The following is a 22851-nucleotide window of genomic DNA, read 5'->3' on the forward strand; positions in this document are numbered from 1 at the left end:
GGGCTTGCTCGCGAACGCGGTGGGTCAGCCACGGCATCTGGCGACTGACACACCGCTTTCGCGAGCAAGCCCGCTCCCACATTTGATTGTCGTTAGCTTTTGGATTTGCGCATTAGCCTATATGCCGCCGGGATGACGAAGAGGGAGAGCAAGGGCGCTGTGAGCATGCCGCCAATCATGGGCGCGGCAATCCGGCTCATGACTTCGCTGCCGGTGCCGCCGCCTAAAAGGATCGGCAGCAAGCCGGCGATGATTACGGCCACGGTCATCGCCTTGGGCCGCACGCGTAATACGGCACCTTCGGTGATGGCTTCGAGCAGGGCCTGGTCCCCTCCTCCCTGGCGTTCGGCCCAGGCGTTTTTCAAATACAGCAGCATGATCACGCCAAACTCCGCCGACACCCCCGCCAACGCGATAAATCCAACACCCGTCGCCACCGACAGGTTGAAGCCCAGCCAGTACAGCAACCACACCCCACCCGTCAGCGCGAACGGCAACGTGGCGAGGATCAGCAGCGCCTCATCCACCCGCCGGAACGTCAGGTACAGCAGCACGAAGATGATCAGCAAAGTCGCCGGCACCACCAGTTTCAGGCGTTCATTGGCCCGCTCCAGGAACTCGAACTGCCCCGAGTAGCTGAGGCTCATGCCCGGTTGCAGTTGCACGTTCTGGTTGATCGCCTCGCGCAAGTCCTTCACCACCGACGCCAGGTCGCGATCACGCACGTCAATGTACACCCAGCCGGAAGGCCGGGCGTTTTCGCTCTTGAGCATCGGCGGGCCTTCGCTGACCTTGATCCTGGCCACGGTGCCCAGGGTGATCTGGCTACCCGACGGGGTATAGATCGGCAGGTTGCTCAACGCGCTCACCGAGTCGCGCCATTCTTTCGGGTAGCGCAGGTTGATGGGAAACCGCGCCAAGCCTTCGACGGTCTCGCCGATGTTTTCCCCGCCAATCGCCCCGGAGACAATGGACTGCACATCGGTGATGTTCAGGCCATAACGCGCGGCGGCCGGGCGGTCGATATCCACGTCGATGTAGCGCCCGCCCGTCAGGCGTTCCGCCAGCGCCGAGCTGACGCCGGGCACCGTCTTGGCGACCTTTTCCACGGCCTGGGTCACGGCGTCGATGTCCATCAGGCTGGAACCCGCGACCTTCACGCCGATCGGGCTTTTGACCCCGGTGGCGAGCATGTCGATACGGTTGCGGATTGGCGGAATCCAGATGTTGGTCAGCCCCGGCACCTGCACCACCCGGTCGAGTTCCTTCACCAATTTTTCCGGAGTCATGCCGGGGCGCCATTGGTCTCGCGGCTTGAACTCGATGGTGGTTTCGAACATTTCCAGCGGCGCCGGGTCGGTGGCCGTTTCTGCGCGGCCGGCCTTGCCGAACACGTGGGCGACTTCCGGCACGCTCTTGATCAAGCGGTCTGTACGTTGCAGCAATGCGCCGGCAGTTTGCGTCGACAAACCAGGCAACGCCGACGGCATATACAACAGGTCACCCTCATCCAGCGGCGGCAGGAATTCACCGCCCAGGTGCGACACCGGCCATAGCGCACTGGCGACCATCAGCAGCGCGACCAGCAAGGTCATGCGCGGCCAGCGCAACACCGCGTCGAGGGCCGGTTGGTAGAGTTTGATCAGGCCGCGATTCAGCGGGTTGCGTTGCTCATCGGGAATACGCCCGCGAATCCAGTAGCCCATCAGCACCGGGATCAGGGTCACCGACAACCCCGCCGCAGCGGCCATGGCATAGGTCTTGGTGTAGGCCAGCGGCCCGAACAAGCGGCCTTCCTGGGCTTGCAGGGTGAACACCGGGATAAACGACAAGGTGATGATCAGCAGGCAGAAAAACAACGCCGGCCCCACCTCCACTGCCGCATCGGTGATGACCTTCCAATGCGCCTCCCCCTTCAATTCCTGGTTCGGATGCGCGTGGTGCCAGGCTTCGATTTTCTTGTGGGCATTCTCGATCATCACCACCGCGCCATCGACCATCGCGCCGATGGCAATCGCAATCCCGCCCAGGGACATGATGTTCGCGTTGATGCCCTGGAAGCGCATGACGATAAAGGCAATCAACACCCCCACCGGCAACGAGATGATCGCCACCAGCGAGGAGCGCAGGTGCCACAGGAAGATCCCGCACACCAGCGCCACCACCAGGAACTCTTCGAGCAGCTTGTGGCTGAGGTTGTCCACGGCGCGATCGATGAGTTTGCTGCGATCGTAGGTGGTGACGATTTCCACCCCGGGCGGCAGGCTGGTTTGCAGTTGCTCCAGCTTGGTCTTGACCGCCGCGATGGCCTCGCGGGCGTTCTTGCCGCTGCGCAGGATCACCACGCCGCCCACCGCCTCGCCTTCGCCATCCAGTTCACTGATGCCCCGGCGCATGTCCGGGCCCAGCTGGATCGTCGCTACATCCCCAAGGGTCACCGGCACGTTGTGGGTGTCGAGCCGCAGGGGAATGCCGCGAAAGTCCTCCAGGGTTTTCAGGTAGCCGGACGCTCGCACCATGTATTCCGATTCACCCATGTTCAGCACCGAACCGCCGGTTTCCTGGTTGGCCTTGCCGATGGCTTCCACCACCTGGGCCTGGGTGATGCCGCGACTGGCCAGGGCCAGCGGGTCGATCTGCACCTGGTACTGCTTGACCTGGCCGCCGATGGTCGCCACTTCGGCGACATTGGGCAGGGTCTTGAGCTCGAACTTGAGGAACCAGTCCTGCAACGAGCGCAGTTGCGCCAAGTCGTGCTTTCCGGTGCGGTCCACCAGCGCGTACTGGTAGATCCAGCCGACACCGGTGGCATCCGGGCCCAGCGCCGGCTTGGCCGATGCCGGCAAACGCGCCTGCAACTGGCTAAGGTATTCCAGCACCCGCGAGCGCGCCCAATACAGGTCGGTGCCTTCGTCGAACAGCACGTAGACGTAGCTGTCGCCGAAGAACGAAAAGCCGCGCACGGTCTTCGCCCCCGGCACCGAGAGCATGGTGGTGGTCATCGGGTAAGTGACCTGGTTCTCGACAATCTGCGGGGCCTGGCCCGGGTACGGTGTGCGGATGATCACCTGCACATCCGACAGGTCCGGCAAGGCATCCACCGGGGTGTTCTGGATCGACCAAAAACCCCAGGCCGTCACGAATAAAGTCGCCAACAACACCAAAAAGCGGTTGGCCACCGACCAGCGAATCAACAGGGCGATCATGGCCGGGCTCCCGGTTGCATGCTCATGCCGTCCATGGCCCCCTCATCTGAAAAACCGCCGGACGATTGAGTGATAATTCCCTTCAAACTTGCTTCGGAGTCCAGCAGAAATTGACCGGAGGCCACCACCTGCTGGCCTTCCTGCAGGCCGGCGAGGATGACGGTGTTGTCCTGGTTTTCTGCACCTACCTGGACTTCTACCGGGCGATATCGCCCGCCCTCCTCGGCCACCATCACCAGCACGCGTTTGCCGGTGCGAATCAACGCCTCGCTCGGCAGCAACAGCACCGATTGGCCGCTGGATTGGGCCAGGCGCACCTGGGCGGTCATACCGGGGCGCAACATACCGTCAGGGTTGGGCAGTTCGACCCGAACCTGCACGGTGCGGCTGTCCATGGCAGTTGCCGGCAGAATCGCGGCGACGGTGCCTTTGACGACTTGTCCCGGCAACCCGACAAAACGGCTCTCGACCGTTTGCCCAACGGCCAGCGCGGCGCCCTGGGCTTCAGGCACGGCGACCTGCAGCCACACGGTGCCCAGGCCATTGACCCGCGCCAGGGTTTGGCCCGCCGCGACAGTCATGCCTTCGCGTACGTCGAGGGTTTGCAACGCGCCGCCCAGCGGGGTGGTGATGGTCATCACCGATTGCACCCGGCCGCTGCGCTCCATCTGCGTGATCAACCCGGCAGGCATTCCGCTCAAGCGCAGACGCTGGCGGGCGGCAGCCAACAAACCTGGATCGCTATGTCGCAGAGCAAGGAACTCTTCCTGAGCGGCGGCCCATTCGGGCACCAGAATGTCAGCCAGGGGCGCCTGAGCCTTGAGCACATCCCCCGGCGCACGGGCGTAAACCCGCTCGACAAATCCGGCAGCGCGCGCCTGCACCACCGCCACATCGCGGTCGTTGAAGGCGAGGATTCCCGACAGCTCAAGACTCGACGCCAGCACCCCACGGCTGACGCTCGCCAGGCGCACGCCGATGTTCTGGGTCAGGCTGGGGTCGATCTGAATCGCCGTACTCTCCTCGGCGCCACCGGCGTAGCGCGGCACCAGTTGCATGTCCATGAAGGGCGACTTGCCCGGCTTGTCGAATTTTTGCTGCGGGTACATCGGGTCGTACCAGTACAGCGCCTTTTTCTCGTCCGGCGCCTGCATCGTCCCGGCCATGGCCGGCTGTGCCTCGCGTGTCTGCGCCAGCCAATAGCCGCCACCCAGACCCAGCAGCAGGACGCCGCCCAACAGGGCCATATTCACGATTCGGTTATTCATTGGCGGGTTCCCCATAAGCGAAATACAGCTGGGCGCCGGTCAGGGCACGCTGCTCAATGGCGTCAATCTGTTTGAAGCGCGCCTCGACCCACTCGCGGCGGGCGCTGACCACGCTCATCAGGTCGCCCTTGCCCGCGCGATACCCCGCCAGGCTCAGCGACAATTTCTCCTCGGCCAGCGGCACCAGGCTGTCCTGGCTGCGCTGCACGGCGCGGTCCAGCCGCTGGTAGTTGGCCAGGTCGTCTTCGAGTTCCTGGGTATGTTCACGGGTCTTGGCTTCGCGTTCGGCGTCCAGTTGGTCGAGTTCGGCCTGCTTGGCGGCGATACCGGGGTTTTGTCGGCGACCGGGGAAGATCGGCAAATCGAAGGTGAATTGCAGGCTGACCATGTCCCCGTACTCACGGCCTCGGTGCTGGTAGTCCACTTCCCAACTCCAGTCCGAGGTCTTTTGCGCCCTGGCCTCGTTCAGCCGGGCTTCGGCCTCGCGGGTGCGCGGTGCAAAGGCTTGCAGAACCGGGTGCTGGTGCAGGTTGTGGGTGAAGCCGGTGGTGTCGATTTTCCAGTTCGGCAATTGCCCGCTGGGGGCTTCGCTGGCGGCCGGGCCGATCCAGCGCTTGAGGGCCGCCCGGGCCTGGGCGCGTTGCTGGATCAGCTCATCCTCGCGCTCGGCCAGGTCAGCCGCTTCCTGCTTCGGGATCACGACGTCGGAAGGCTGCCCGCGACCGCCGGCCAGTTGCGCACGCACGGTGTCTTGCAGCAGGCGATTCTGCTGATAGAAGTCCTTGAACAGTGCCTCTTTGCGCTCCACCGCATAGGCGCGAATCCACGCCTGGGCGGTGGCCTGACGCACATTCAAGCGCTCGATCCGGCCTTCGGCGGCAGCCGTGTCCACGCTGGCCGACGCCAACTCAACCCGTGCCTTGCGCTTGTCGCGGCTGGGCACTTGTTGCTGGATGCCGATCATTTGTTCGGTCATGTCATCGCCATACAGCGTGCCGCGATTGGGCCCGCCAATGGGGAAATTTTGCAGGCCTACTACCAGTTTCGGGTCCGGCAGTTCGCCGGCCGGAATCGCCGCCTGGGTCGCGGCCTGCAATTTGGAGGATTCAGCCGTCAGCGACGGCGCGTTGTTTTGCGCCAGGCGCAAGGCCTCATCCAGGGTCAGCGCAGACGCCAGCGTCGGCCACGCCAGCACGCCCATCACCAAGGCACGCACGCATAGGAAATTCATCTTGAAGTGTCCTGTTCTGTTGCGCTGCGCACCGCTTTACGCGGCCCACAGCAAGGCCGTCCCGGTTCAGGGACGAGTCTTCAGGTGCAACAGGATTCAGCGACGGGGCGGGCGCCAGACGCCGGACGGCGTGCGGTCGGGAATGAAGTCGGAAGAGACGCTGACAACCAGCGCATTGGAAGCAGTCACCGGGGCCTTGAGCACCGGCATCGACAATTGCAGCATGCCGCCAGTCTTGCACTCCTGGCCGGGCTTGCAGCTTTTGCTGTGATCGGCGGCTGCGCCGTCCTGGCAACAGTCAGGGGCCATGTCGCTCATCATCTGCATGTCGGACATCTGCATCGGGCACGGCTCGGTGCTCGACGGCACACCCGCCATCCCGGTCAGGGGAAGCGCAAGACTCAACATCAGCACCAGGAAAAAACGCAGATAGCGGCTCATGGGGCGGGAGCTTAGCTAAAAGGATGTTAAGCAACAATTAACAAAATCCGGAGATTTCGCCTTCGCCCGGAATGCAGCAACGACACAAAACAAAATGTGGGAGCGGGCTTGCTCGCGAAAGCGGTGTATCAGCCAGTTCATATGTGACTGATACACCGCTTTTTTCGCCAGCAAGCCCGCTCCCACATGAGGACCGAGCAAGCCTGAGGATCAGTGCATGAAGATCGCGATCAGGATAATGACCGGGATAGGCACACCGAGGAAAAACAGCAGTAATGAGCGCATGACGTTCTCCTTGAATTAACGAACGGAAGTGGTGTGGGGAGTGGTTTCCAGATACACCACGGCATCCCGGCGACGACCACCAAAGGTTGCAGCGAGGCTGGCAAAAAACGCGCCGATCAACAGCGCCACGAAGGTCCACAGCGACGTGTAGGCAGCCACTTTTGCAGCCGTGTCGGCAGCCTGCTTGGCTTTCAACTTGGCGTCATCCAGGGCTTTTTGAGCCTGGCCATAGACCTGGTCAACACGTGCCTCGGCATCGGCCTGGCTGAGGTTGGTCCGCTGGCTGATCAACTGTGCAAGGTAAGCACGGTCTTCAGGTGCCAGCTGACCATTGTTGCTCACGGTACGAGCGAAGATGCGAGCGACCACACCATGCACCGCGTCATCACTGACGGCGGCCGGGCGATCATCACGGAACAGGCTGTCGACGTAGTAGCCAAAGTCTTCGCCCTTGGAGGCAGCGCCAGCCACCTGGCTCATGCCACTGGCAGCACCCGATGCCACACTGGCACCGGCCTTCACACCACCGCTGACCACACTGCTGACCGAACCGACGATCAGCACCGCCGTCACCAGTGTCGCCACGGCCCAGGCCAGGAAGCCATGGGCGGTGTCGCGAAAGTACACCTCATCGCCGTGCATATTGGCCCATTTCACCCGCAGGCGACCGGCGATGTAACCGCCCATCCCCGACGCGATGATTTGCGTAACCGCCAGCCAGACAATGGTAGAAATGCCAAGCCCTTTGGCGCTGATGCCACTGTCGGCCCACGGCGACACCGCCGAAAAGCCCAGGCCGAAGCCCAGCAGTACCAGAATCAAGGACAGCGCAGCCGCGGCAGCGGCCCCGGCAAAGATCGCGCCCCAGGAAACCCCGGAGAGCGTGCTCGACTCTTGCAGCGTGGATGAGGATGTAATCATTGTTGTTTTGCTCCAGGCATGAAAAATAGTGTTACAAGTCTCAAAAGGGACAGTGCAGGCGACGTGCCAGAAGCTCGAAAATTAAAACTTCATATATTTCAATAACTTAATTAAGTTGAACTAATTTGAACCATGCAACTTGCAAGAAATGGCCCGGAGCGGCGGGCGTATTGCATTCCTCGTAGGAAATAACCCATACGCCCCCCATGGCATGCAAAAAATCCTACACACACAGCGTTCGTTCAGATTCAGCGGGTTATGGTGAATTGTGTCGTTTGTGCCTACATAAATTTTTATTTAGGAAGCGGGCTATCATTTCTTGGCAAAATGCCCGCACTTCAGTGTGAATCGCTCACCAGGTAATCCTTATGACCCGCATTTTGACCATCGAGGACGACGCCGTAACGGCCCGCGAGATCGTTGCCGAGCTGAGTAGCCATGGACTGGACGTAGACTGGGTAGACAATGGCCGCGAAGGCCTGGTCCGTGCCGTCAGCGGTGATTACGACCTGATCACCCTCGACCGCATGCTCCCGGAACTGGATGGCCTGGCCATCGTCACCACCCTGCGCACCATCGGCGTATCCACGCCGATCCTGATGATCAGCGCCCTCTCCGATGTGGATGAACGGGTACGTGGCCTGCGGGCCGGTGGTGATGACTACCTGACCAAACCGTTCGCCTCCGACGAAATGGCCGCCCGCGTCGAAGTGCTGCTGCGGCGCAAAAGCACGGTCAAGGAGTTTGAAACTGCCTTGCGCGTAGCGGATCTGGAACTGAACCTGATCAGCCGTGAAGCCAGCCGCGCCGAACAGCCCCTGAGCCTGTTGCCGACCGAATACAAACTGCTGGAATTCCTGATGCGCAACACCGGGCAAATCCTCTCGCGGATGATGATCTTCGAGGAAGTCTGGGGTTATCACTTCGACCCGGGCACCAACCTGATCGACGTGCACATCGGTCGCCTGCGCAAAAAAATCGACCCGCCGGGCCTCACGCCGCTGATCCGCACGGTACGAGGTTCCGGGTATGTCATTGCTGAACCCCTCTAAAGGCTGGCGCTCTTCCAGCAGCCGGCTGCTGGCGCTCTACAGTTCGTTGTTCGTGGCCTGGAGCTGCATCCTCATGGGCGTGCTGTACTACGAGGTGTCCGGTTACCTGGGCGACCTCTCGCGCCACTCCCTGATGCAGCGCCAGCACCTGTTCCAGCGGTTTGACGGCGAAGAGCTGGTGGAAGCCTTGACCACCAGCATGACCTTCGACATGAAGGGCGTTGACGCCTACGGCCTGTTCGATAATCAGTTCAACCCCATCAGCGGCCCGATCCGCGTGATACCGCCCGACCTGCCAATGGACGGGCACATCCACGCCCTGGCCAACTGCATCGACTCCGACGACCCGAAACTGCCGCGCGACAGCTGCGACGCCGTAGCCACCCACACCGAAGACGGCCGCTGGCTGATCCTGGTGCGGGCCAACGGCTCGCTGTTCGGCGTGACGCGGATCATCCTGCACGCCTTGCTGTGGGGGATCACCCTGACGATCATTCCCGGCGCGGCCGGCTGGCACCTGCTCAGGCGGCGCCCGTTGCGGCGGATTCGCGGGATCCAGGCGAGTGCCGAAGCCATCGTGGCCGGCGACCTGACCCACCGTTTGCCATTGTCCGACCGACGCGACGAACTGGACATGCTGGCAGCCATCGTCAACGCGATGCTCGACCGTATCGAGAAGCTGATGAACGAGGTCAAGGGCGTGTGCGACAACATCGCCCACGACTTGCGCACCCCGCTGACCCGCCTGCGGGCGCAGCTGTACCGAATCCAGCAACAGGCTGATGAAGACGCGCCCCACGCCCTGCAACTGGACGCGGCCATCGCCGAGACCGACACCTTGATGGCGCGTTTTCGCGGCCTGCTGCGGATTTCCGAACTGGAAGACCACCAGCGCCGCTCGGGCTTCCTGGTGCTTGATCCCCTGCCCTTGCTGCAGGAACTCCACGACTTCTACCTGCCCCTGGCAGAAGAAGGCGAGATGGAACTGCTGCTGCAAGTGCCGGACTCATTGCCCTGGATCACCGGTGACCGCGCGCTGCTGTTCGAAGCCCTGGCCAACCTGCTGAGCAACTCGATCAAATTCACCCCGCCGGGCGGCGAAGTGATTTTGCGCGGCGTGAACGATGCCGGCAGCACCCGCATTGAAGTCCTCGACTCCGGCCCCGGGATTCCCGCAGCTGAACGTGCGGCAGTGTTCCAGCGGTTTTACCGGGTGGACGAAGGCAATCAGCAACAAGGCGGGTTTGGGTTGGGGCTGTCGATTGTGGCCGCGATCATCAACCTGCACGGTTTCAAACTGGAAGTCGGCAGCAGCGAACGAGGCGGTGCGAAGCTGATCCTCGAATGCCGCCAACAACTGATGCCCGAAGCCTGAAGCCTGAAGAACACCACAAAACCAATGTGGGAGCGGGCTTGCTCGCGAATGCGGAGTGTCAGTCAACCCATCTGGCACTGATCCACCGCATTCGCGAGCAAGCCCGCTCCCACATTTGATCTTCATTCAGCCCGGAAAATTACCGCGCAACGCATCCAGCCCACCGCTGTAGACACCGCTGAACAACTCCTCCACCGCCGCATCCGTCACACCGGCCACCGGAGTAAACACGCCTGACCAGGTCACCTTCGCGGAGCTGTCACCCAGCGCCTCAACCTTCAACGTCGCCAAATACTCACTCACCGGAAACGGCGACTCGCTTATGGAGTAGCTGTAAGTACGCGCCGCGTTATCAAAGCGTTGCAGCCGCTCCACCACCACACCACCATCCGCCGTTTGCAGATGACGCACGCGCCCGCCTTCACTCGGCTCGCTCTTGACGATAAAGGGCAGCCAGTCCGGCAGCGAATTGAAGCCGCCGACCAATTGCCAAACCTGTTCGGCCGAAACCGGGATTTCAATAACAGCAGATGCTTTTGCCACGATTAACACTCCAAACCATTCAAGAAAAATCAGATCGCCATGCTGTCGACAACACCGCCGTCGACCCGCAACGCGGCACCGGTGGTGGCAGAGGACAACGGTGAAGCAATGTACGCCACCAGATTCGCCACTTCATCCACATTCGCTGCGCGCTGGATGATCGACGTCGGCCGCGCATTGCGCACAAACACATCCGCCTCGTCCCGCGCACTGCGCCCGGACTTGGCCACGGCGTCCTTGAGCATGTGCTCCAGGCCATCGGTAAAGGTCGGCCCCGGCAGGATCGCATTGACCGTCACCCCGGTGCCCGCCAGGCGTTTGGCCAAGCCATGGGACACCGCCAGGTTGGCGCTTTTGGTCACGCCGTAATTGATCATGTCAGCCGGCGTTGCCACCCCGGATTCCGACGACACAAAGATCACCCGGCCCCAGCCCTGCTCGACCATGCCCGGCGTGTAATGCCGCGACAAACGCACACCGGAGATCACGTTGACCTCGTAGAAACGCGTCCACTCGCTGTCGGGGGCGTCGAAGAAATCGACGTCGTTGAAGATCCCGAGGTTGTTCACCAGGATGTCGGCGCGCGGCTCGGCGGCGAACAGCTTTTCAGCGCCCTCGGCCGTACCGAGGTCCGCCACCAGCCCACGCAGATCCGCGCCGGGCACGGCCTGGCGAATGGTCGCCAGCGCCTCGTCGACCTTGCCCGATTCACGCCCGATCACCACCACCGTAGCGCCGGATTGCGCCAGCGCCTGGCTGATGCCCAGGCCTATGCCGGCGGTGCTGCCACTGACGATTGCGACTTTGCCACTGATATCAATTTTCATGTTCGCGTTCCTGTGGTTAGAGCGGCAGCGGTGCACGGGCCGAAATCAATCGTGCCTCGCGCAGGGCCTGCCAAAAGGCTGCGGGAATCTTCTCTGACAACGCCGCGACGTCTTCAGCAATGCGCCCCGGACGACTGGCACCCGGAATCACTGCGGCCACTGCCGGGTGAGCCAGGGAGAATTGCAGTGCAGCGGCTTTCACACTCACGCCATGGGCCGCGGCAATCGCCTTGATCTGCTCGACCTTGCTGATGATCGCCGGGCTGGCTTTCTGGTACTCAAAATGTGCGCCGCCCGCCAGGATCCCGGAGCTGTAAGGGCCACCGACCACGATCTCGACGTTCTGCGCCTGGGCTGCCTCCATCAAGCGCTGCAAGGCGCGTTCATGGTCGAGCAAGGTGTAGCGACCGGCAAGCAGGAAACCGTCGGGCTGGGCTTCGGCCAGGTCCAGGGTCAACTCGCAAGGCTCGACCCGATTGACGCCCAGGCCCCAGGCCTTGATCACGCCTTCTTCACGCAGGCGGGTCAGTACTTTGAAAGCACCGGTGCGCGCCTGATTGAAGTAGTCCAGCCATTGATCACCGTAGAAGTCCTGGGCGATGTCGTGAATCCACACGATGTCGAGGCGGTCGGTTTGGAGGCGGTTGAGGCTGTCTTCGATGGAGCGCAGGGTGGCATCGGCGCTGTAGTCGTTGACCATCTTATTCGGCCGGCCATGTTCAAACACGCCGCTTTTCTCGCCGAGGTCGCGGGCGCTTTCTTCCACTTCATCCAGGATCACCCGGCCGACCTTGGTGCTGAGCACATAGTCGTCACGGTTGTACTTGGACAGGGCCTGGCCCAGGCGGATTTCAGAGAGGCCCGAGCCGTAGAACGGTGCGGTGTCGAAGTAACGCACGCCCTGGTTCCAGGCCGCTTCAACGGTGGCTTGCGCCTCCTCTTCAGGAATCGCACGGAACATGTTGCCCAAGGGGGCGGTGCCAAAACCCAGCACGCCGGGCAGTTTGTCTTTCAAGCTCATGGGGTAAATCCTCAAGATTGTTCAAGGTCGCTGTGTTGACCGTTGAGCAGATCGTAGATTGCAGAGATCGGACCGTCCAAGACATACTGCGACCAACTTGAGTCCCTTAAGGTCTGACATGATCGACTTCCGCCAATTGCGCTACTTCGTTGTAGTCGCTGAAGAAGAACACGTGGGGCGTGCTGCCGAACGGTTGCACATCTCCCAATCGCCCCTGAGCCGGCAGATTGCCCAATTGGAAGAACGCTTGGGCCTGACCCTGTTCGAGCGCAGCCAACAGCGCATCCGCCTGACCCGCGACGGCCAGACGTTCCTCGCCGAAACCAAGGCGCTGCTGACCCACGCCAACCGCCTGGAGTCATTGGGCCGGCGATTGGGTAAAGGCGAAGAAGGCGGACTGTGCATCGGCTACATCGAAAACGCCATGCACGCGGGGGTGCTGCCCAACGGCCTGAAGGTACTGCGTGACGCGCGGCCCAACGTGCATATCGCCCTGTACAACCTGCCCTCCATCGAGCAACTGGAAGGCCTGCGCCAACGCAGCCTGGATATCGCTCTGGTGGGTGAACCACCGGCGGCGGATGACCCGGACCTGATTGCATTGCAAGTGCTGGACGATCCGATGCTGCTGGCGCTGCCCGAGCAGCATCCGCTGGCCAGCGTCAGCGAGTTGCTGCCTGAGCATCTGGCCGAGCAGCAATGGATTGGCGTGCAGCGCAAAGCGGGTGCAAACCCGGCGGATGACTTTGTCGCGGCGTGCATTCGGGCAGGGTTTACCCCGCAGATTCCGATGGAAGCCAGCGAGCCGTTTACCGCGTTGGGATTGGTGGCGTCGGGGCTGGGTGTCGCGATGGTGCAAAAGGGCTTGAGCCGCAATGCACCGCCGGGCGTTGTGCTGCGAGAACTGCCGTGGCTGACCTACACCACGCCGCTGTGGGCGGCGTGGCATCGGATCAATCTGCGGCCGCTGGTGGAGACGTTCAGGAAAGTCCTGACAGAGCCCCTGTCACCTGTGGGAGCCGGGCTTACCCGCGATGCAGGCACCTCGGTCTGTCAGTAAGACCGCGGTGATGCCATCGCAGGCAAGCCAGCTCCCACAGGGTTTTGGTGTCGCAGTTGAACGTGTGGTGGATCAGTACCGCCAATGCCCCGGCACCCATAACCACTGCCCGTTCCCCCAGCGATAGTGCCCCCGCACCCACTGATACCCTGGCGCCGGCGCCACCGGCACCACCTCGACCAAAGGCGGCGGACGCCGCGGATGAACAGGCTCGACAATACAACCGGACAACGCAGCCGCCATCAACGTGGCGGCCAGCGTAGCTTTGAATAGGCGGGACATGGCACGGTTCCCCAATGAGATTGGCCTTCGCCTGAGTGGCGGGCCTACCCGGGTTAAACGCCGCCAACCGGGAAAATCCGTCGCCCGTCTCGGTCATTAATGCTCGTTCCCACGCTCTGCGTGGGAACGCATCCCGTGACGCTCCGCGTCACCACTGCTTAAGACTTGAACCTTGCATCGCCAACTGGACGCAGAGCGTCCGGGGCGGCATTCCCACGCAGAGCGTGGGAACGATCATCATCAGTGGCTCTTGGCGACCTTGCCCTTCGCCTGCCCCTTCATATACAACGCCTCCACCAACCGCTGGCGCTCATCCCGGGGCAAGGTGCTGGCGAACTGCGCCAGGGTGTTGTCCACCAGCGCCCTGAGCGCCATGTCCGCCTCCCGGGCCTTGCCCAAATCCGTCACCAACGCCTCACGGTCGAGAGTCGGCGCCTCCAGTTGCTTGATCACGTCCAGCCGCGCCTCACGCCCGGCCAGCACCAGCGGCTGGCTGTCGGCGCGGTTCTGGCGCAACAACTGGCGCAGTTCCTTGCGCCGTTCCGGCGGCAGCTTGACCATCGCCTGGCGCAGGCCATGCTGGTTCACCACCGCCTCGGCGGGCTTGGTGTTCGCCAACCAGTGGTACAAGCCTCCGCCGACCCCGCCGATCAAAAACACGTTGAACAACACCGACACAACCAGCAGCGGCTTCAGGTACTTGGGTGACGGGGTCATTGCTCGCTTTCCTCGGCGTTGACGGTGAAGACGACTTCGGCGTCGCCCTGGTCGAAGACACTCGGCAGTACTTCAGGGCCAAGCATGGGCAACGGCACGCTCAACGATGCCACCAGGATTCCGGCGGCGACCCCGGCGATGCCCACGCCAACAAAACCGGCCGGCGACAGCCAGCCGGCGTAGCGCGCCCAGAAGGACTGGCGCTGGGGAAACGATTGGCGAATCTGCCGCGCCAGCGCCGGGTCGACGGGTGCCAGTTGATAGCCGTCCAGCTGGCCGTCGAGCCATCGCGCCTGATGCAGCACCTCAAGGAGGCTGGCATCGCCTGCGTCCAGCAGGGCCTGGGCCTCGGCCTGTTCGGCGCGCGGCCAACGGTGCAAGTGGCCGCCGTAAGCCTCGGCCAATTGGGCAAATCGTTCAGGCGTCATGGTTTTCCCCTTCCTGGGCGGGCGGGCCCGGGTGTGTCGTCAAGGTAACTGCGCAGGTTGCGCCGGGCCCGTGACAGCAAGCTCTCCAGTGCCTCGACGCTGATGTTCATCAGCGCCGCGGCGTCGATATTCGACAGCTCTTGGTAATACTGCAACACAATCGCCTCACGCTGGCGATCAGGCAGCGACGCTAACGCCGCCGCCATGTGCTCACTGCGGGCGGCCGCTTCCAGCTGTTCATCGGGCGCAGGCGCTGTGTCGACCACCTCGCTCATCGCCTCCTCATCGCGCAACGGGCGCTCCTTGCGCCGACGCAAATGGTCGTGGCACAGGTTGAGTGCCACGCGGTGCAGCCAGGTGTCGAAACGCGCTTCGCCACTGCGCCAGCTTGCAGCCTGGCGCCAGATACGCAGAAAGCTTTCCTGGGCCACGTCCCTGGCCTCGTCGGCATCCCCGAGGATCCGACTGGCGAGCGCGAGCAAACGCGGCAGTTTGCGCGTCACCATTTCGTTGATGGCCGCCGGTTCGTTGTTACCGATGCGGGCCAACAGCTCAACGTCCGGATCAGTGTCTTTCAATAGGGCAAGTCTCGGTCCGGTGGCTAAGGGTCAGGTTGACGGAATGCTCAGCGGATCCAGTGCCCTTCTCTCCAGTACCAGTTGGGGCCGCGCGATTCCCAGTGGCCAGGTTCCCAACGGGCGTTGCGCATCACCGGCTGCCAGTGGCCCGGTACCCAGGCATAACCGCGCCCTTCGTAGCGCCAGTGCCCGCGATCCCACACATAGCCAGGGCGTTCGACGGGAACGGCCTCGACGCGCATCGGCGGTGGCGCTTCGCGGATGATCACTTCGGTCTGGGCAAACGTCGGCGTGCTGACCAGGGCGGCCAGTGCCAGCGGGATCAACAGGGCATAACGTAATTTGGCCAGCGGTCGTGCAAGTCTCATGACAACTCCTTCATCGGCGATCGCCAGTGATCGCAGTTGTAGGGTTGAACGGCAGGTGTCCGAAAATCCGTCGCAACAAAAAGAACTTTTTATCGCGACCGCTCAGGACGGCAGGCAGGGCCAGTATTGCCCAGGGTTTGCGGGGAGTTGATGAAATTGTTGAAAGGCCGCGACGGAATTATCCATGTGGCCGCGTTCAAGGGTTAACCGTTGGTAATCGACAGGCGCGTTCTGTTGGTTGGCGACGCCCATCACCTTGAGGAAATCACCATGTCTCGTCGAATTTCACTGCTGGTTGCCGCCGTCCTGCTCATGAACCTTGGCGGCTGCGTGTTCCTGCCGGGGCACCGCGAGCATTGCTGCTGGCGCGGTTACGGGGTAGTGACTACCCCGACGGCACAAGCGATCTCCTGATCCGCTAACTGACCGCTGCAAACCCCCTGCGCCCGGCCTTGATCTCGGTGCGCAGTTCGCCAATCAGGTTTGAGATGGAACGGATGCTGTCCAGACCCTGGGGCGACACACGGGGCAGCAGCAGGTCGACGCGCCCGGAGGCCGGGTCGAAGATGTTGATGCGCAGCGAACCGTCGCTGTTCAATGAGCAGTCACAGGCGAGGGGCAGGAAGCCCGACTCCATGATGTGGCGAAACTCGGCGATCGAAATCATGCGGGCACCCTTCCCTGTACGGGGCTCGGAGCACGTGATCCGTCTAGGGTAGATGAGCTTTTTCAAACTGCCCGGGAATTAATTCAAAAGTGATACTTGGTGCGCATTTCGGCTAAAACCGCTGGCCGGCTGACGCCAGAAAAACCACACAGCCCCCCTCTTATCCGATGCCACGCGAAGGGCTTGCTTCCTGGCGATGATGGCCAGATGCTCTGGTTTTTTCCGACACCGAGAGCACCCCGCATGAGTATCGAACCTTTGATCGAACCCGACAGTGCTGTGTACAAGACGTTGCTGGAATCGACCAAGGCCATCCCCTGGCGCATCGACTGGCCGACCATGACCTTCAGCTACATCGGCCCGCAAATCGAGGCGCTGCTGGGCTGGACGCCACAGAGCTGGGCCACCGTGGACGACTGGGTGGAACGCATGCACCCGGATGACCGCGAATACGTAGTCAACTTCTGCGTCTCGCAGTCCCGCGCCGGGGTCGATCATGAAGCCGATTACCGGGCGCTGACCGCCAGCGGTGAGTACGTGTGGATTCGCGACGTGGTGCACGTGGAGCGCAAGGACGGCGAGGTGCAGGCGCTGATCGGCTTCATGTTCGACATCAGCGAGCGCAAGAAGACCGAAGAACACCTGATTCGCCTGCAGAAGCAGCTGGAGGAGTATTCGTTCCAGGACGGCCTCACCGGCATCGCCAACCGGCGCATGTTCGACACCGTGCTGGCGCGGGAATGGACCAGCGCCCAGCGCAGCCAGTTGCCGCTGACGTTGATCCTGTTGGATATCGACTATTTCAAGCAGTACAACGACCTCTATGGGCATATCAAGGGCGACGAATGCCTGCGCCAGGTGGCACGCACGCTGTCGCAAGCGGCCAACCGGCCACGGGACTTCATTGCGCGCATCGGCGGTGAGGAATTTGTGTGGCTGCTGCCGGAAACCGATGCCGAGTCGGCACGGCGCGTGGCCGAACGCTGCCTGCACTTGATCCGCCAGCAGCAGATCGCGCATGAGCACTCGGCGGTGTCGGACCTGCTGACACTGAGCCTGGGCGTAGGCACTTGCACGGTAACGCCGGGCGGCGCGGCGCTGGCCTTTGTCGAAGCCGTCGACAAGTTGCTGTACCAGGCCAAGCGCAATGGCCGGATGCGTGCAGAGTTTGCCAACGTGGCGGATTGACACAAAAGCCGAATCGCGGGCAAAAAAAATCCCAAGTAGCTGATGGAAACTTGGGATTTAAAAATGCATAAACCGTGGGAGGTGAACGCCCGGCTATATTACCCAGCGGGAAAACTTGTAACAAGATAATTTTCAACCTTTCGTCGGATTAAAACAGCGCTAAGTCATTCAATAACCACACTTTTTTAATGGATCCGATTATTGGAAATGCCACTTTTTGGTGCAATAACAGTGCATCGTTAAACAAACTTCGCTGTTTAATTCCGCGATAAAAATAAGGTTATTGATTAAAAGTGCGTGGGCTTCTTCAAATAGTGCTGATACAGGTGTTTGCACGGATCCACCAACACAAGTTCGTCCTGGGGCGTGGCGCGCGAAACACTCGCCGCCTGGCGGCATAACGCCAGGCGCTCCGCCGCCTCTTCCCGCTGCCGGTCGACCTGGGCATTGAGCCGAACGAAATAAGTCCCCAACAACACCGCGACACATAGAACGCCGACGCCAAAATAGCGCAAGGCATTGGATTGAGGGGGTTCCAGCTCACTCATACACTCATTGCACCTTGTGTTTCTGATAGCGAACATCGTCGCCCTCGGCCGTGTCGACCACTGCCCAGCCAAGCCGCTGGTAAAAACCGTTGGCACGGATCTGATCCCGCCCATCCGTGATCAGGAAGAGCGTGTCGTGGTGCTCGAACAGCGCGGCCTCGGCCACTGCCATCAATTGGCGGCCCAACCCAAGGTTCTCGTGAGACGGCAATACAAACAGGGCGAACACCTCGCCTTCGGCAAGATCAACCATTGCAAACGCGACAGGCCTGCCGTCCAGTTCGGCAAGCCATACGCAAGGCGCCTCGCGCATGCTGTCGGCGACGACTTGCGGGGTAATGCCCAGCTCAGCCATCTGCTCGCGGCTTAAGTGGTTCTGCACCACAGCGGTGCGAATGTCGAAAATGGCATTGATATCGCCCGGAGTTGCCAACCGTATAACCGAACCCATGTGCACCGCCTCCCGATGAGACGCTCAATTGTATGTAAATTGAAACACATCGGTTGTGGTGGATTTGTAAAACAGTCAGCCGGATTGCGCGTTAATCCTGCTCACGCCGCCTGAACTGCCCCGGCGCCAGCCCGTGGGCCTTGCGGAAACACCGGGAAAAATACGCCTCGTCGGTAAACCCGCAACGGTGCGCAATCGCGCCGATCATCTGCGGGCTGTTGAGCAGCAGCGTGCGCGCCAGTTGCATGCGCCGGTCGAGCACCAACTGGGAGAAGGGTTTGCCGGTTTCCTTGCGCAACAGGTGGGTCAGGTAGTTGGGCGACAGGAACGCCGCCGCCGCTGCATCCGTCAGGTTCAGCGACGGCTCGTGCAAATGCTCGCGGATGTAGCCTTGCACCCGGGCCAGGGCATCCTTGCGCCCACGCCGGGTGGCGTTGTTGGCGGCGAACGCCTGGAGCGGTTCGGCGTACTGTTGGCACACCAGCCCGATCAACTGGAACAGGTAACCCTTGAGCCGCTCCCGGGCGCCGAAGCTGCGGTGGGCGTCCAGGGTGCGCATGTGTTCCAGCCAGGTTTTGACTTCTTCGAAGGCCGCGTCGTCGAGGATGAAGTCCAACTGCTCCTGGAAGCGGAACGGCGACAGCTCCGGCGCCTGGCCGATGGGGATGTCTTCCAGGTCCAGCGGGTCGCAGGTCAGTTGCGGCAGGAAAAAACCCTGGCTGAAATTGATCAGCATGAAGTCGCCGTCGTCGGGATGGGGAATCACGTGCAGGCGATGGGGCAGGATAAAGGCCAGGGCCTTTTTCGGGAACGGGCGCACCGCACCGCCGATGTGCTGCACGGTGTCGCCACCCAGGTTGATCTGGATCTGGAAGTATTCGTGGCGATGGGGACTGGTCAGCGCCGCCCTGCCCCGCTTGTCGCGGATGTAGAAGTCAGAGCGGTCGCTGCGTTGTTCCATGCCATAGGTGGTGATGCTGGTGCCGGGCATACGTACTTCTCGGAGGGCCTGGGCACCACTGTAGCGTCAACCCTGGCCGAGGGTGAAGCTCAGCTCCGCCAGGCCGTCGATCCCGGCGGTCACCACATCGCCCGGTTGCAAGGCGCCGACGCCCGCCGGGGTGCCGGTGAAGATCAGGTCGCCGGCCTTCAATGCCACCGATTTGGACGCGTGGCTGATCACCTCGCTGACCGACCAGATCTGGTCTGCCAGATCGCCCACTTGGCGTTGCTCGCCATTGACCTTGAGCCAGATACGCCCGCTGACCGGATGGCCGACGGCACTCACCGGCTGCAACGGGGTGCAGGGTGCCGATTCATCGAAGGCCTTGGCCCATTCCCACGGCCGCGACAGCTTTTTCGCCTGGGCCTGGAGGTCGCGGCGGGTCAGGTCGATGCCCAAACCGTAACCCCAGATATGCGCAAACGCATCTTCCGGGGCGATGTCCACGCCGCCCTTGCCGATGGCCACCACCAACTCGACTTCATGGTGCAGGTCGGCGGTCAATGGCGGATAGGCGATCACGCCCTCGGCAGGCACCACGGCATCCGCCGGTTTCATGAAAAAGAACGGCGGCTCGCGGTCGGGGTCGTGGCCCATTTCGCGGGCATGTTCGCTGTAGTTGCGCCCGACACAGAACACCCGGCGCAGCGGGAAGCGGGCGTCGTCGCCGAGGATGGCAAGGGACGGGGTTTCGTTGGGGGTGATGACGTAGCGGGTCATGGCATGTGCCTCTTCGATTACCTGGGGCCAGTATGCGGACGGGCTCCGGGGCGAAGTTGGACAGGCTTACGCAGATTTTGTACTGGGCGGTGCATCGGTCACTTTGCCGAGCGAACCCAACACTGCTAGCCTCATCGCGCTTTCAACCCCTGATCCCGCAGAAAGGACTCTGATGAACATCATTCGCGCCGTCGCCCTCTTCGCCGCCTCATTGTTCTCGATGAACACTTCAGCCAAGGCCCCGCTTCCGGGATTCCAGTTGCCCAAGGCAGATTCGGAATATGACGAGAAGGTGTTGGCGGATATCAAGAAGATCGGCTGGCACCATGTGCATGTGCGGGCTGAAGACGGTGAGCCTTCGTTCGCCTACTCCCTGGGGTTCTACGCCAACTTCGGCCAACCGGAAATCATCGTATTCGGGCTGCCCCCGCAGATTGCCCAGCAGTTGCTGAACATCGCCGCGATCCGCTTTGCCGGTGCAAAAGCCGCCTATGAAACCTACAAGCCCTATGACGATATTGCCGAAGGCATGCGCATCGCCTTCATTCCTGTAGACCGCAGGCACTACCGCGAGTACCTCGGTTATGCCGGCTGGTTCTACGCCTCGATCAAAGCTGATTTCCCTGCGTTGCAAATGGTCTGGCCGGACAAACAAGGGCGCTTTCCGTGGGAGCCCAACTACGACCAGTCGTTCTCAAGGCTCCAATTGCTGCTGGATAAATAAGGGTTATTTACGCGCCAGCTTGTAGCGCAAACAGTCCTGATAAAAACTCTGGCGAATCACCTCGGGCTTGACCCGCGAACGGCTGTCGTAGGTCTGTTCGGTGATGCCCATGGCCATCATGTGCATCCAGGGTTTCTTGAACTGGTAGGTCTTCAGCTTCTGCCGCGCGGCGTACAGCGAGACGCCCGACAGCTTCAATTCCTGGGCCCGGGCGGCGGTGCCAGCCCCCCAACTGCACATGTACTTGTCGTTGTCCCGCAGCTCCCGTGCCTCAACCGAAACCGCCCCACCCGCCAGGGAACAGGCGATCAGCATGATTCCAACATTGCGCATTTGCATCCCGCCTAACCACCTGAAAATAAAAGTGATTTTGGCGAGGATTTTGTTACAAAGGGGCCAGCAAATTGCCTTATCGGTGAATTTTCCGACCTGAAACCGAACCGAGTAACAGCGTTGCCATTCAGGCATTTTGCCACTATTGGTTGCCGATGGCCCATTGCCTGACGATAATCGCGGCGCTCTCCCACACTCACGCAAGGAAACGCCGTGAAAAAGCTTCTACTGTTGACCCCATTGCTCGCGCTGCTGTTGCAAGGCTGCGGCGTCACCATGACGCAATACGAGCCGAACTTCGATAACGTCCAGGTCCTCAAGCAGGCAGCGCCGCTGCAACCCGTCAGCAATGCCCAGGTGACGGCCGCGTCGGGCGAAGGCTCGTTGTCTGTACGTGCCAACCCGATCCGCTCGCCCAGTGGCAGCATCCCGGCGCATATCCAGGCTGCAATCACCCAGGAACTGCAACTGGCAGGCCTGCTGAACCCGCAAGCAGAACGTCATCTGCAAGTGCTGGTGGTGAAGAATTCGCTGTCGGCAGGCATGGGCTCCGGCAACGGCACCCTGGCCGCGCGGTTTACCCTGCTCAAGGGCAATGACGTGGTGTACGACGCGACCAAGGAAGTGAATCACACCTGGCCCAGTTCGTTCTTCGGGTTCATTGCGATCCCGAATGCCGCCAACGCCTACAACCCGATGGTGCGGGATTTGCTCAAGTCGCTGTACAGCGACCCGTTGTTCATCAAGGCGCTTAAGTAAGGCCTGGGCTGCGAGGATCGGCCACCCTGCCCTCGCAGCTGTTTCAAACGTTCAGTTACGTGTCACGCCCGTGGCACGCCGGCATCCAGCGCCGAATACTTCAGGTTATTACCGTCGACCATTTGCTTGAGCAGGGCATTGACCTGGCGGGTGAAGGTATCGGTCACCGCGTCTTTCGGCGTATTGGCCATCAACGGGATGAACCAGATGCCCATCCAGGTATTGATCGAGTCGTGGTTGGAGCCGGTGCTCAGTGCCTGGCCTTGTGCGTCCACCGATTCCAGCTTCATGGTGTACTGATCAGTCCCCAGCGCCGGAATGATGGTGAAGGTAAAGCCGCTGATAAAGGCCAGTACCAGTTGGCCGCCACCCGGTGGATGGTTGTAGACCTTCAGGCGCAGGCTGTAATCGCCTGGCTGCTTCTGGAACTCATCCAGGGTCACGCGACCAAACAGGCCGGAGTCAGTCAGGACTTTCTGCAGCTGTGGCTTGAGCATCTCACGCGCTTGTGGGACTTCGGCCGCGGCGGCATTTGTCGGCTCGCCCTGGTAGAACTTGAAGTCTACGTAGACGTTCGGTTTGTTGGCGTAGCTGGCCTTCGATGGCAGCGTGACGGGTGCCACTTCGTCTTTCGTGAAGCTGGCGCAGCCGCCCATCGACAACGTGATCAGGGCCAACCCCAGCATTTTTCCAATGTGCATTACGACTTCCTTAGTGAATGGAGCGTCTCCATGGCCGGAGTTGCTGGGGGCGGATGATAAAGAGTGGGCGGCGATGTTAAAAGGCCACCTCCCATAAAATACTGACGATCACTGTAGGAGCGAGCTTGCTCGCGAAAATCGTTAACGATAACGC

At 61.5% G+C, this 22851-nt stretch carries 27 protein-coding genes; 7 read left to right on the forward strand and 20 right to left on the reverse strand.

Translation table 11 applies throughout. The annotated features are described in order from the left end of the window. Positions 1-92: 92 nt before the first annotated feature. The 5 genes from HX805_RS14590 to HX805_RS14610 form a co-directional block, all read right to left on the reverse strand. Positions 93-3206: an efflux RND transporter permease subunit gene (locus HX805_RS14590; RefSeq protein ID WP_177080952.1), complete on the reverse strand. Its 3114-nt coding sequence runs from the start codon at positions 3204-3206 to the stop codon at positions 93-95. Continuing rightward, positions 3203-4474, reverse strand: a complete 1272-nt coding sequence (locus HX805_RS14595; protein WP_177080951.1) for an efflux RND transporter periplasmic adaptor subunit — start codon at positions 4472-4474, stop codon at positions 3203-3205. The genes HX805_RS14590 and HX805_RS14595 overlap by 4 nt, the downstream gene beginning before the upstream one ends. Continuing rightward, the gene (locus HX805_RS14600; RefSeq protein ID WP_177080950.1) at positions 4467-5705 is read right to left on the reverse strand and encodes a TolC family protein; all 1239 of its coding nucleotides are present in this window, start codon (positions 5703-5705) and stop codon (positions 4467-4469) included. The genes HX805_RS14595 and HX805_RS14600 overlap by 8 nt, the downstream gene beginning before the upstream one ends. Before the next feature lie 96 nt (positions 5706-5801). Beyond that, positions 5802-6146 carry a hypothetical protein gene (locus HX805_RS14605; protein ID WP_177028787.1) on the reverse strand — a complete coding sequence of 115 codons (345 nt, stop codon included), beginning with the start codon at positions 6144-6146 and terminating at the stop codon, positions 5802-5804. 300 nt (positions 6147-6446) lie between these two features. Continuing rightward, positions 6447-7352 (reverse strand): hypothetical protein, encoded by a 906-nt coding sequence (locus tag HX805_RS14610; protein ID WP_177080949.1) that lies wholly within the window; start codon positions 7350-7352, stop codon positions 6447-6449. Positions 7353-7720: 368 nt separating this feature from the next. On the opposite strand from HX805_RS14610, the gene HX805_RS14615 reads away from it, so the two are divergent. Next, positions 7721-8404: a response regulator transcription factor gene (locus HX805_RS14615; protein ID WP_003219726.1), complete on the forward strand. Its 684-nt coding sequence runs from the start codon at positions 7721-7723 to the stop codon at positions 8402-8404. After that, complete coding sequence (locus HX805_RS14620; RefSeq protein WP_008435962.1) at positions 8382-9779, forward strand: cell wall metabolism sensor histidine kinase WalK; 1398 nt, start codon at positions 8382-8384, stop codon at positions 9777-9779. The genes HX805_RS14615 and HX805_RS14620 overlap by 23 nt, the downstream gene beginning before the upstream one ends. Before the next feature lie 126 nt (positions 9780-9905). Here the strand turns inward: HX805_RS14620 and HX805_RS14625 are convergent, their stop codons facing one another. The 3 genes from HX805_RS14625 to HX805_RS14635 are packed head-to-tail and all read right to left on the reverse strand — an operon-like array spanning position 9906 to position 12170. After that, positions 9906-10322, reverse strand: a complete 417-nt coding sequence (locus HX805_RS14625; RefSeq protein ID WP_177080948.1) for an SRPBCC family protein — start codon at positions 10320-10322, stop codon at positions 9906-9908. A 29-nt stretch (positions 10323-10351) separates the two neighbouring features. Beyond that, positions 10352-11149 carry an SDR family NAD(P)-dependent oxidoreductase gene (locus tag HX805_RS14630; protein WP_003219722.1) on the reverse strand — a complete coding sequence of 266 codons (798 nt, stop codon included), beginning with the start codon at positions 11147-11149 and terminating at the stop codon, positions 10352-10354. Between the two features lie 16 nt (positions 11150-11165). Then, entirely contained in the window at positions 11166-12170 is a 1005-nt protein-coding gene (locus HX805_RS14635) for an aldo/keto reductase (RefSeq protein WP_177019750.1), read from the reverse strand. A 118-nt stretch (positions 12171-12288) separates the two neighbouring features. On the opposite strand from HX805_RS14635, the gene HX805_RS14640 reads away from it, so the two are divergent. Next, positions 12289-13230 carry a LysR substrate-binding domain-containing protein gene (locus HX805_RS14640; protein ID WP_177080947.1) on the forward strand — a complete coding sequence of 314 codons (942 nt, stop codon included), beginning with the start codon at positions 12289-12291 and terminating at the stop codon, positions 13228-13230. A 72-nt stretch (positions 13231-13302) separates the two neighbouring features. On the opposite strand, the gene HX805_RS14645 is transcribed toward HX805_RS14640, so the two are convergent. From HX805_RS14645 to HX805_RS14665, 5 genes are all read right to left on the reverse strand, one after another. After that, complete coding sequence (locus HX805_RS14645) at positions 13303-13512, reverse strand: YXWGXW repeat-containing protein (RefSeq protein ID WP_080673247.1); 210 nt, start codon at positions 13510-13512, stop codon at positions 13303-13305. A gap of 240 nt (positions 13513-13752) precedes the next feature. Continuing rightward, on the reverse strand, positions 13753-14229 hold the full coding sequence (locus HX805_RS14650; RefSeq protein ID WP_003219717.1) for a periplasmic heavy metal sensor: 477 nt from the start codon (positions 14227-14229) through the stop codon (positions 13753-13755). Then, entirely contained in the window at positions 14226-14657 is a 432-nt protein-coding gene (locus HX805_RS14655) for a hypothetical protein (RefSeq protein ID WP_003219715.1), read from the reverse strand. Before HX805_RS14655 ends, HX805_RS14650 begins: the two co-directional genes overlap by 4 nt. After that, positions 14654-15235, reverse strand: a complete 582-nt coding sequence (locus HX805_RS14660; protein ID WP_102607490.1) for an RNA polymerase sigma factor — start codon at positions 15233-15235, stop codon at positions 14654-14656. The genes HX805_RS14655 and HX805_RS14660 overlap by 4 nt, the downstream gene beginning before the upstream one ends. A 47-nt stretch (positions 15236-15282) precedes the next feature. Continuing rightward, the gene (locus tag HX805_RS14665; RefSeq protein WP_003219711.1) at positions 15283-15603 is read right to left on the reverse strand and encodes a YXWGXW repeat-containing protein; all 321 of its coding nucleotides are present in this window, start codon (positions 15601-15603) and stop codon (positions 15283-15285) included. Positions 15604-15873: 270 nt separating this feature from the next. Between HX805_RS14665 and HX805_RS14670 the strand changes: the two genes are divergently transcribed. After that, entirely contained in the window at positions 15874-16017 is a 144-nt protein-coding gene (locus HX805_RS14670; RefSeq protein ID WP_166742173.1) for a hypothetical protein, read from the forward strand. A gap of 4 nt (positions 16018-16021) precedes the next feature. Here the strand turns inward: HX805_RS14670 and HX805_RS14675 are convergent, their stop codons facing one another. After that, positions 16022-16270 (reverse strand): DUF1652 domain-containing protein, encoded by a 249-nt coding sequence (locus HX805_RS14675; protein WP_008435982.1) that lies wholly within the window; start codon positions 16268-16270, stop codon positions 16022-16024. A gap of 243 nt (positions 16271-16513) precedes the next feature. On the opposite strand from HX805_RS14675, the gene HX805_RS14680 reads away from it, so the two are divergent. After that, positions 16514-17458, forward strand: coding sequence for a sensor domain-containing diguanylate cyclase (locus HX805_RS14680; RefSeq protein ID WP_177080946.1), 945 nt, complete (start codon positions 16514-16516; stop codon positions 17456-17458). Between the two features lie 287 nt (positions 17459-17745). Here HX805_RS14680 and HX805_RS14685 read toward each other — a convergent pair whose 3' ends face one another. The 4 genes from HX805_RS14685 to HX805_RS14700 all read right to left on the reverse strand — a co-directional run bounded on the left by HX805_RS14685 (position 17746) and on the right by HX805_RS14700 (position 20180). Next, positions 17746-18006 (reverse strand): hypothetical protein, encoded by a 261-nt coding sequence (locus HX805_RS14685; RefSeq protein WP_003219703.1) that lies wholly within the window; start codon positions 18004-18006, stop codon positions 17746-17748. Between the two features lie 4 nt (positions 18007-18010). Next, the gene (locus tag HX805_RS14690) at positions 18011-18457 is read right to left on the reverse strand and encodes a GNAT family N-acetyltransferase (RefSeq protein ID WP_003219700.1); all 447 of its coding nucleotides are present in this window, start codon (positions 18455-18457) and stop codon (positions 18011-18013) included. Between the two features lie 91 nt (positions 18458-18548). Beyond that, positions 18549-19448, reverse strand: coding sequence for an AraC family transcriptional regulator (locus HX805_RS14695; protein ID WP_177080945.1), 900 nt, complete (start codon positions 19446-19448; stop codon positions 18549-18551). Between the two features lie 36 nt (positions 19449-19484). Continuing rightward, positions 19485-20180: a fumarylacetoacetate hydrolase family protein gene (locus tag HX805_RS14700; protein ID WP_177080944.1), complete on the reverse strand. Its 696-nt coding sequence runs from the start codon at positions 20178-20180 to the stop codon at positions 19485-19487. Between the two features lie 172 nt (positions 20181-20352). Here HX805_RS14700 and HX805_RS14705 point away from each other — a divergent pair, with 172 nt between their 5' ends. Continuing rightward, a complete protein-coding gene (locus HX805_RS14705) occupies positions 20353-20904 on the forward strand; it encodes a DUF4262 domain-containing protein (RefSeq protein ID WP_003219697.1) in 552 nt (183 codons plus the stop codon). A 3-nt stretch (positions 20905-20907) separates the two neighbouring features. On the opposite strand, the gene HX805_RS14710 is transcribed toward HX805_RS14705, so the two are convergent. After that, positions 20908-21237, reverse strand: a complete 330-nt coding sequence (locus HX805_RS14710) for a hypothetical protein (protein WP_023658946.1) — start codon at positions 21235-21237, stop codon at positions 20908-20910. Between the two features lie 213 nt (positions 21238-21450). On the opposite strand from HX805_RS14710, the gene HX805_RS14715 reads away from it, so the two are divergent. After that, positions 21451-21996 carry a hypothetical protein gene (locus HX805_RS14715; protein ID WP_003219695.1) on the forward strand — a complete coding sequence of 182 codons (546 nt, stop codon included), beginning with the start codon at positions 21451-21453 and terminating at the stop codon, positions 21994-21996. Between the two features lie 62 nt (positions 21997-22058). Here HX805_RS14715 and HX805_RS14720 read toward each other — a convergent pair whose 3' ends face one another. Further along, complete coding sequence (locus tag HX805_RS14720) at positions 22059-22697, reverse strand: hypothetical protein (protein WP_003219694.1); 639 nt, start codon at positions 22695-22697, stop codon at positions 22059-22061. Positions 22698-22851: the final 154 nt, after the last annotated feature.

Source organism: Pseudomonas sp. G5001 (genome assembly GCF_013385475.1).
Classification (GTDB): Bacteria; Pseudomonadota; Gammaproteobacteria; order Pseudomonadales; family Pseudomonadaceae; genus Aquipseudomonas.

What these genes read in the sequence shown, in the direction of transcription:
- HX805_RS14685 (WP_003219703.1), bottom strand. Translation starts at nt 18,006, where the DNA reads ATGAGTGAGCTGGAACCCCCTCAATCCAATGCCTTGCGCTATTTTGGC.
- HX805_RS14695 (WP_177080945.1), bottom strand. Translation starts at nt 19,448, where the DNA reads ATGCCCGGCACCAGCATCACCACCTATGGCATGGAACAACGCAGCGAC.
- HX805_RS14610 (WP_177080949.1), bottom strand. Translation starts at nt 7,352, where the DNA reads ATGATTACATCCTCATCCACGCTGCAAGAGTCGAGCACGCTCTCCGGG.
- HX805_RS14690 (WP_003219700.1), bottom strand. Translation starts at nt 18,457, where the DNA reads ATGGGTTCGGTTATACGGTTGGCAACTCCGGGCGATATCAATGCCATT.
- HX805_RS14710 (WP_023658946.1), bottom strand. Translation starts at nt 21,237, where the DNA reads ATGCGCAATGTTGGAATCATGCTGATCGCCTGTTCCCTGGCGGGTGGG.
- HX805_RS14590 (WP_177080952.1), bottom strand. Translation starts at nt 3,206, where the DNA reads ATGATCGCCCTGTTGATTCGCTGGTCGGTGGCCAACCGCTTTTTGGTG.
- HX805_RS14635 (WP_177019750.1), bottom strand. Translation starts at nt 12,170, where the DNA reads ATGAGCTTGAAAGACAAACTGCCCGGCGTGCTGGGTTTTGGCACCGCC.
- HX805_RS14645 (WP_080673247.1), bottom strand. Translation starts at nt 13,512, where the DNA reads ATGTCCCGCCTATTCAAAGCTACGCTGGCCGCCACGTTGATGGCGGCT.
- HX805_RS14615 (WP_003219726.1), top strand. Translation starts at nt 7,721, where the DNA reads ATGACCCGCATTTTGACCATCGAGGACGACGCCGTAACGGCCCGCGAG.
- HX805_RS14605 (WP_177028787.1), bottom strand. Translation starts at nt 6,146, where the DNA reads ATGAGCCGCTATCTGCGTTTTTTCCTGGTGCTGATGTTGAGTCTTGCG.
- HX805_RS14700 (WP_177080944.1), bottom strand. Translation starts at nt 20,180, where the DNA reads ATGACCCGCTACGTCATCACCCCCAACGAAACCCCGTCCCTTGCCATC.
- HX805_RS14640 (WP_177080947.1), top strand. Translation starts at nt 12,289, where the DNA reads ATGATCGACTTCCGCCAATTGCGCTACTTCGTTGTAGTCGCTGAAGAA.
- HX805_RS14595 (WP_177080951.1), bottom strand. Translation starts at nt 4,474, where the DNA reads ATGAATAACCGAATCGTGAATATGGCCCTGTTGGGCGGCGTCCTGCTG.
- HX805_RS14680 (WP_177080946.1), top strand. Translation starts at nt 16,514, where the DNA reads ATGAGTATCGAACCTTTGATCGAACCCGACAGTGCTGTGTACAAGACG.
- HX805_RS14620 (WP_008435962.1), top strand. Translation starts at nt 8,382, where the DNA reads ATGTCATTGCTGAACCCCTCTAAAGGCTGGCGCTCTTCCAGCAGCCGG.
- HX805_RS14600 (WP_177080950.1), bottom strand. Translation starts at nt 5,705, where the DNA reads ATGAATTTCCTATGCGTGCGTGCCTTGGTGATGGGCGTGCTGGCGTGG.
- HX805_RS14665 (WP_003219711.1), bottom strand. Translation starts at nt 15,603, where the DNA reads ATGAGACTTGCACGACCGCTGGCCAAATTACGTTATGCCCTGTTGATC.
- HX805_RS14670 (WP_166742173.1), top strand. Translation starts at nt 15,874, where the DNA reads ATGTCTCGTCGAATTTCACTGCTGGTTGCCGCCGTCCTGCTCATGAAC.
- HX805_RS14720 (WP_003219694.1), bottom strand. Translation starts at nt 22,697, where the DNA reads ATGCACATTGGAAAAATGCTGGGGTTGGCCCTGATCACGTTGTCGATG.
- HX805_RS14675 (WP_008435982.1), bottom strand. Translation starts at nt 16,270, where the DNA reads ATGATTTCGATCGCCGAGTTTCGCCACATCATGGAGTCGGGCTTCCTG.
- HX805_RS14650 (WP_003219717.1), bottom strand. Translation starts at nt 14,229, where the DNA reads ATGACCCCGTCACCCAAGTACCTGAAGCCGCTGCTGGTTGTGTCGGTG.
- HX805_RS14630 (WP_003219722.1), bottom strand. Translation starts at nt 11,149, where the DNA reads ATGAAAATTGATATCAGTGGCAAAGTCGCAATCGTCAGTGGCAGCACC.
- HX805_RS14705 (WP_003219697.1), top strand. Translation starts at nt 20,353, where the DNA reads ATGAACATCATTCGCGCCGTCGCCCTCTTCGCCGCCTCATTGTTCTCG.
- HX805_RS14655 (WP_003219715.1), bottom strand. Translation starts at nt 14,657, where the DNA reads ATGACGCCTGAACGATTTGCCCAATTGGCCGAGGCTTACGGCGGCCAC.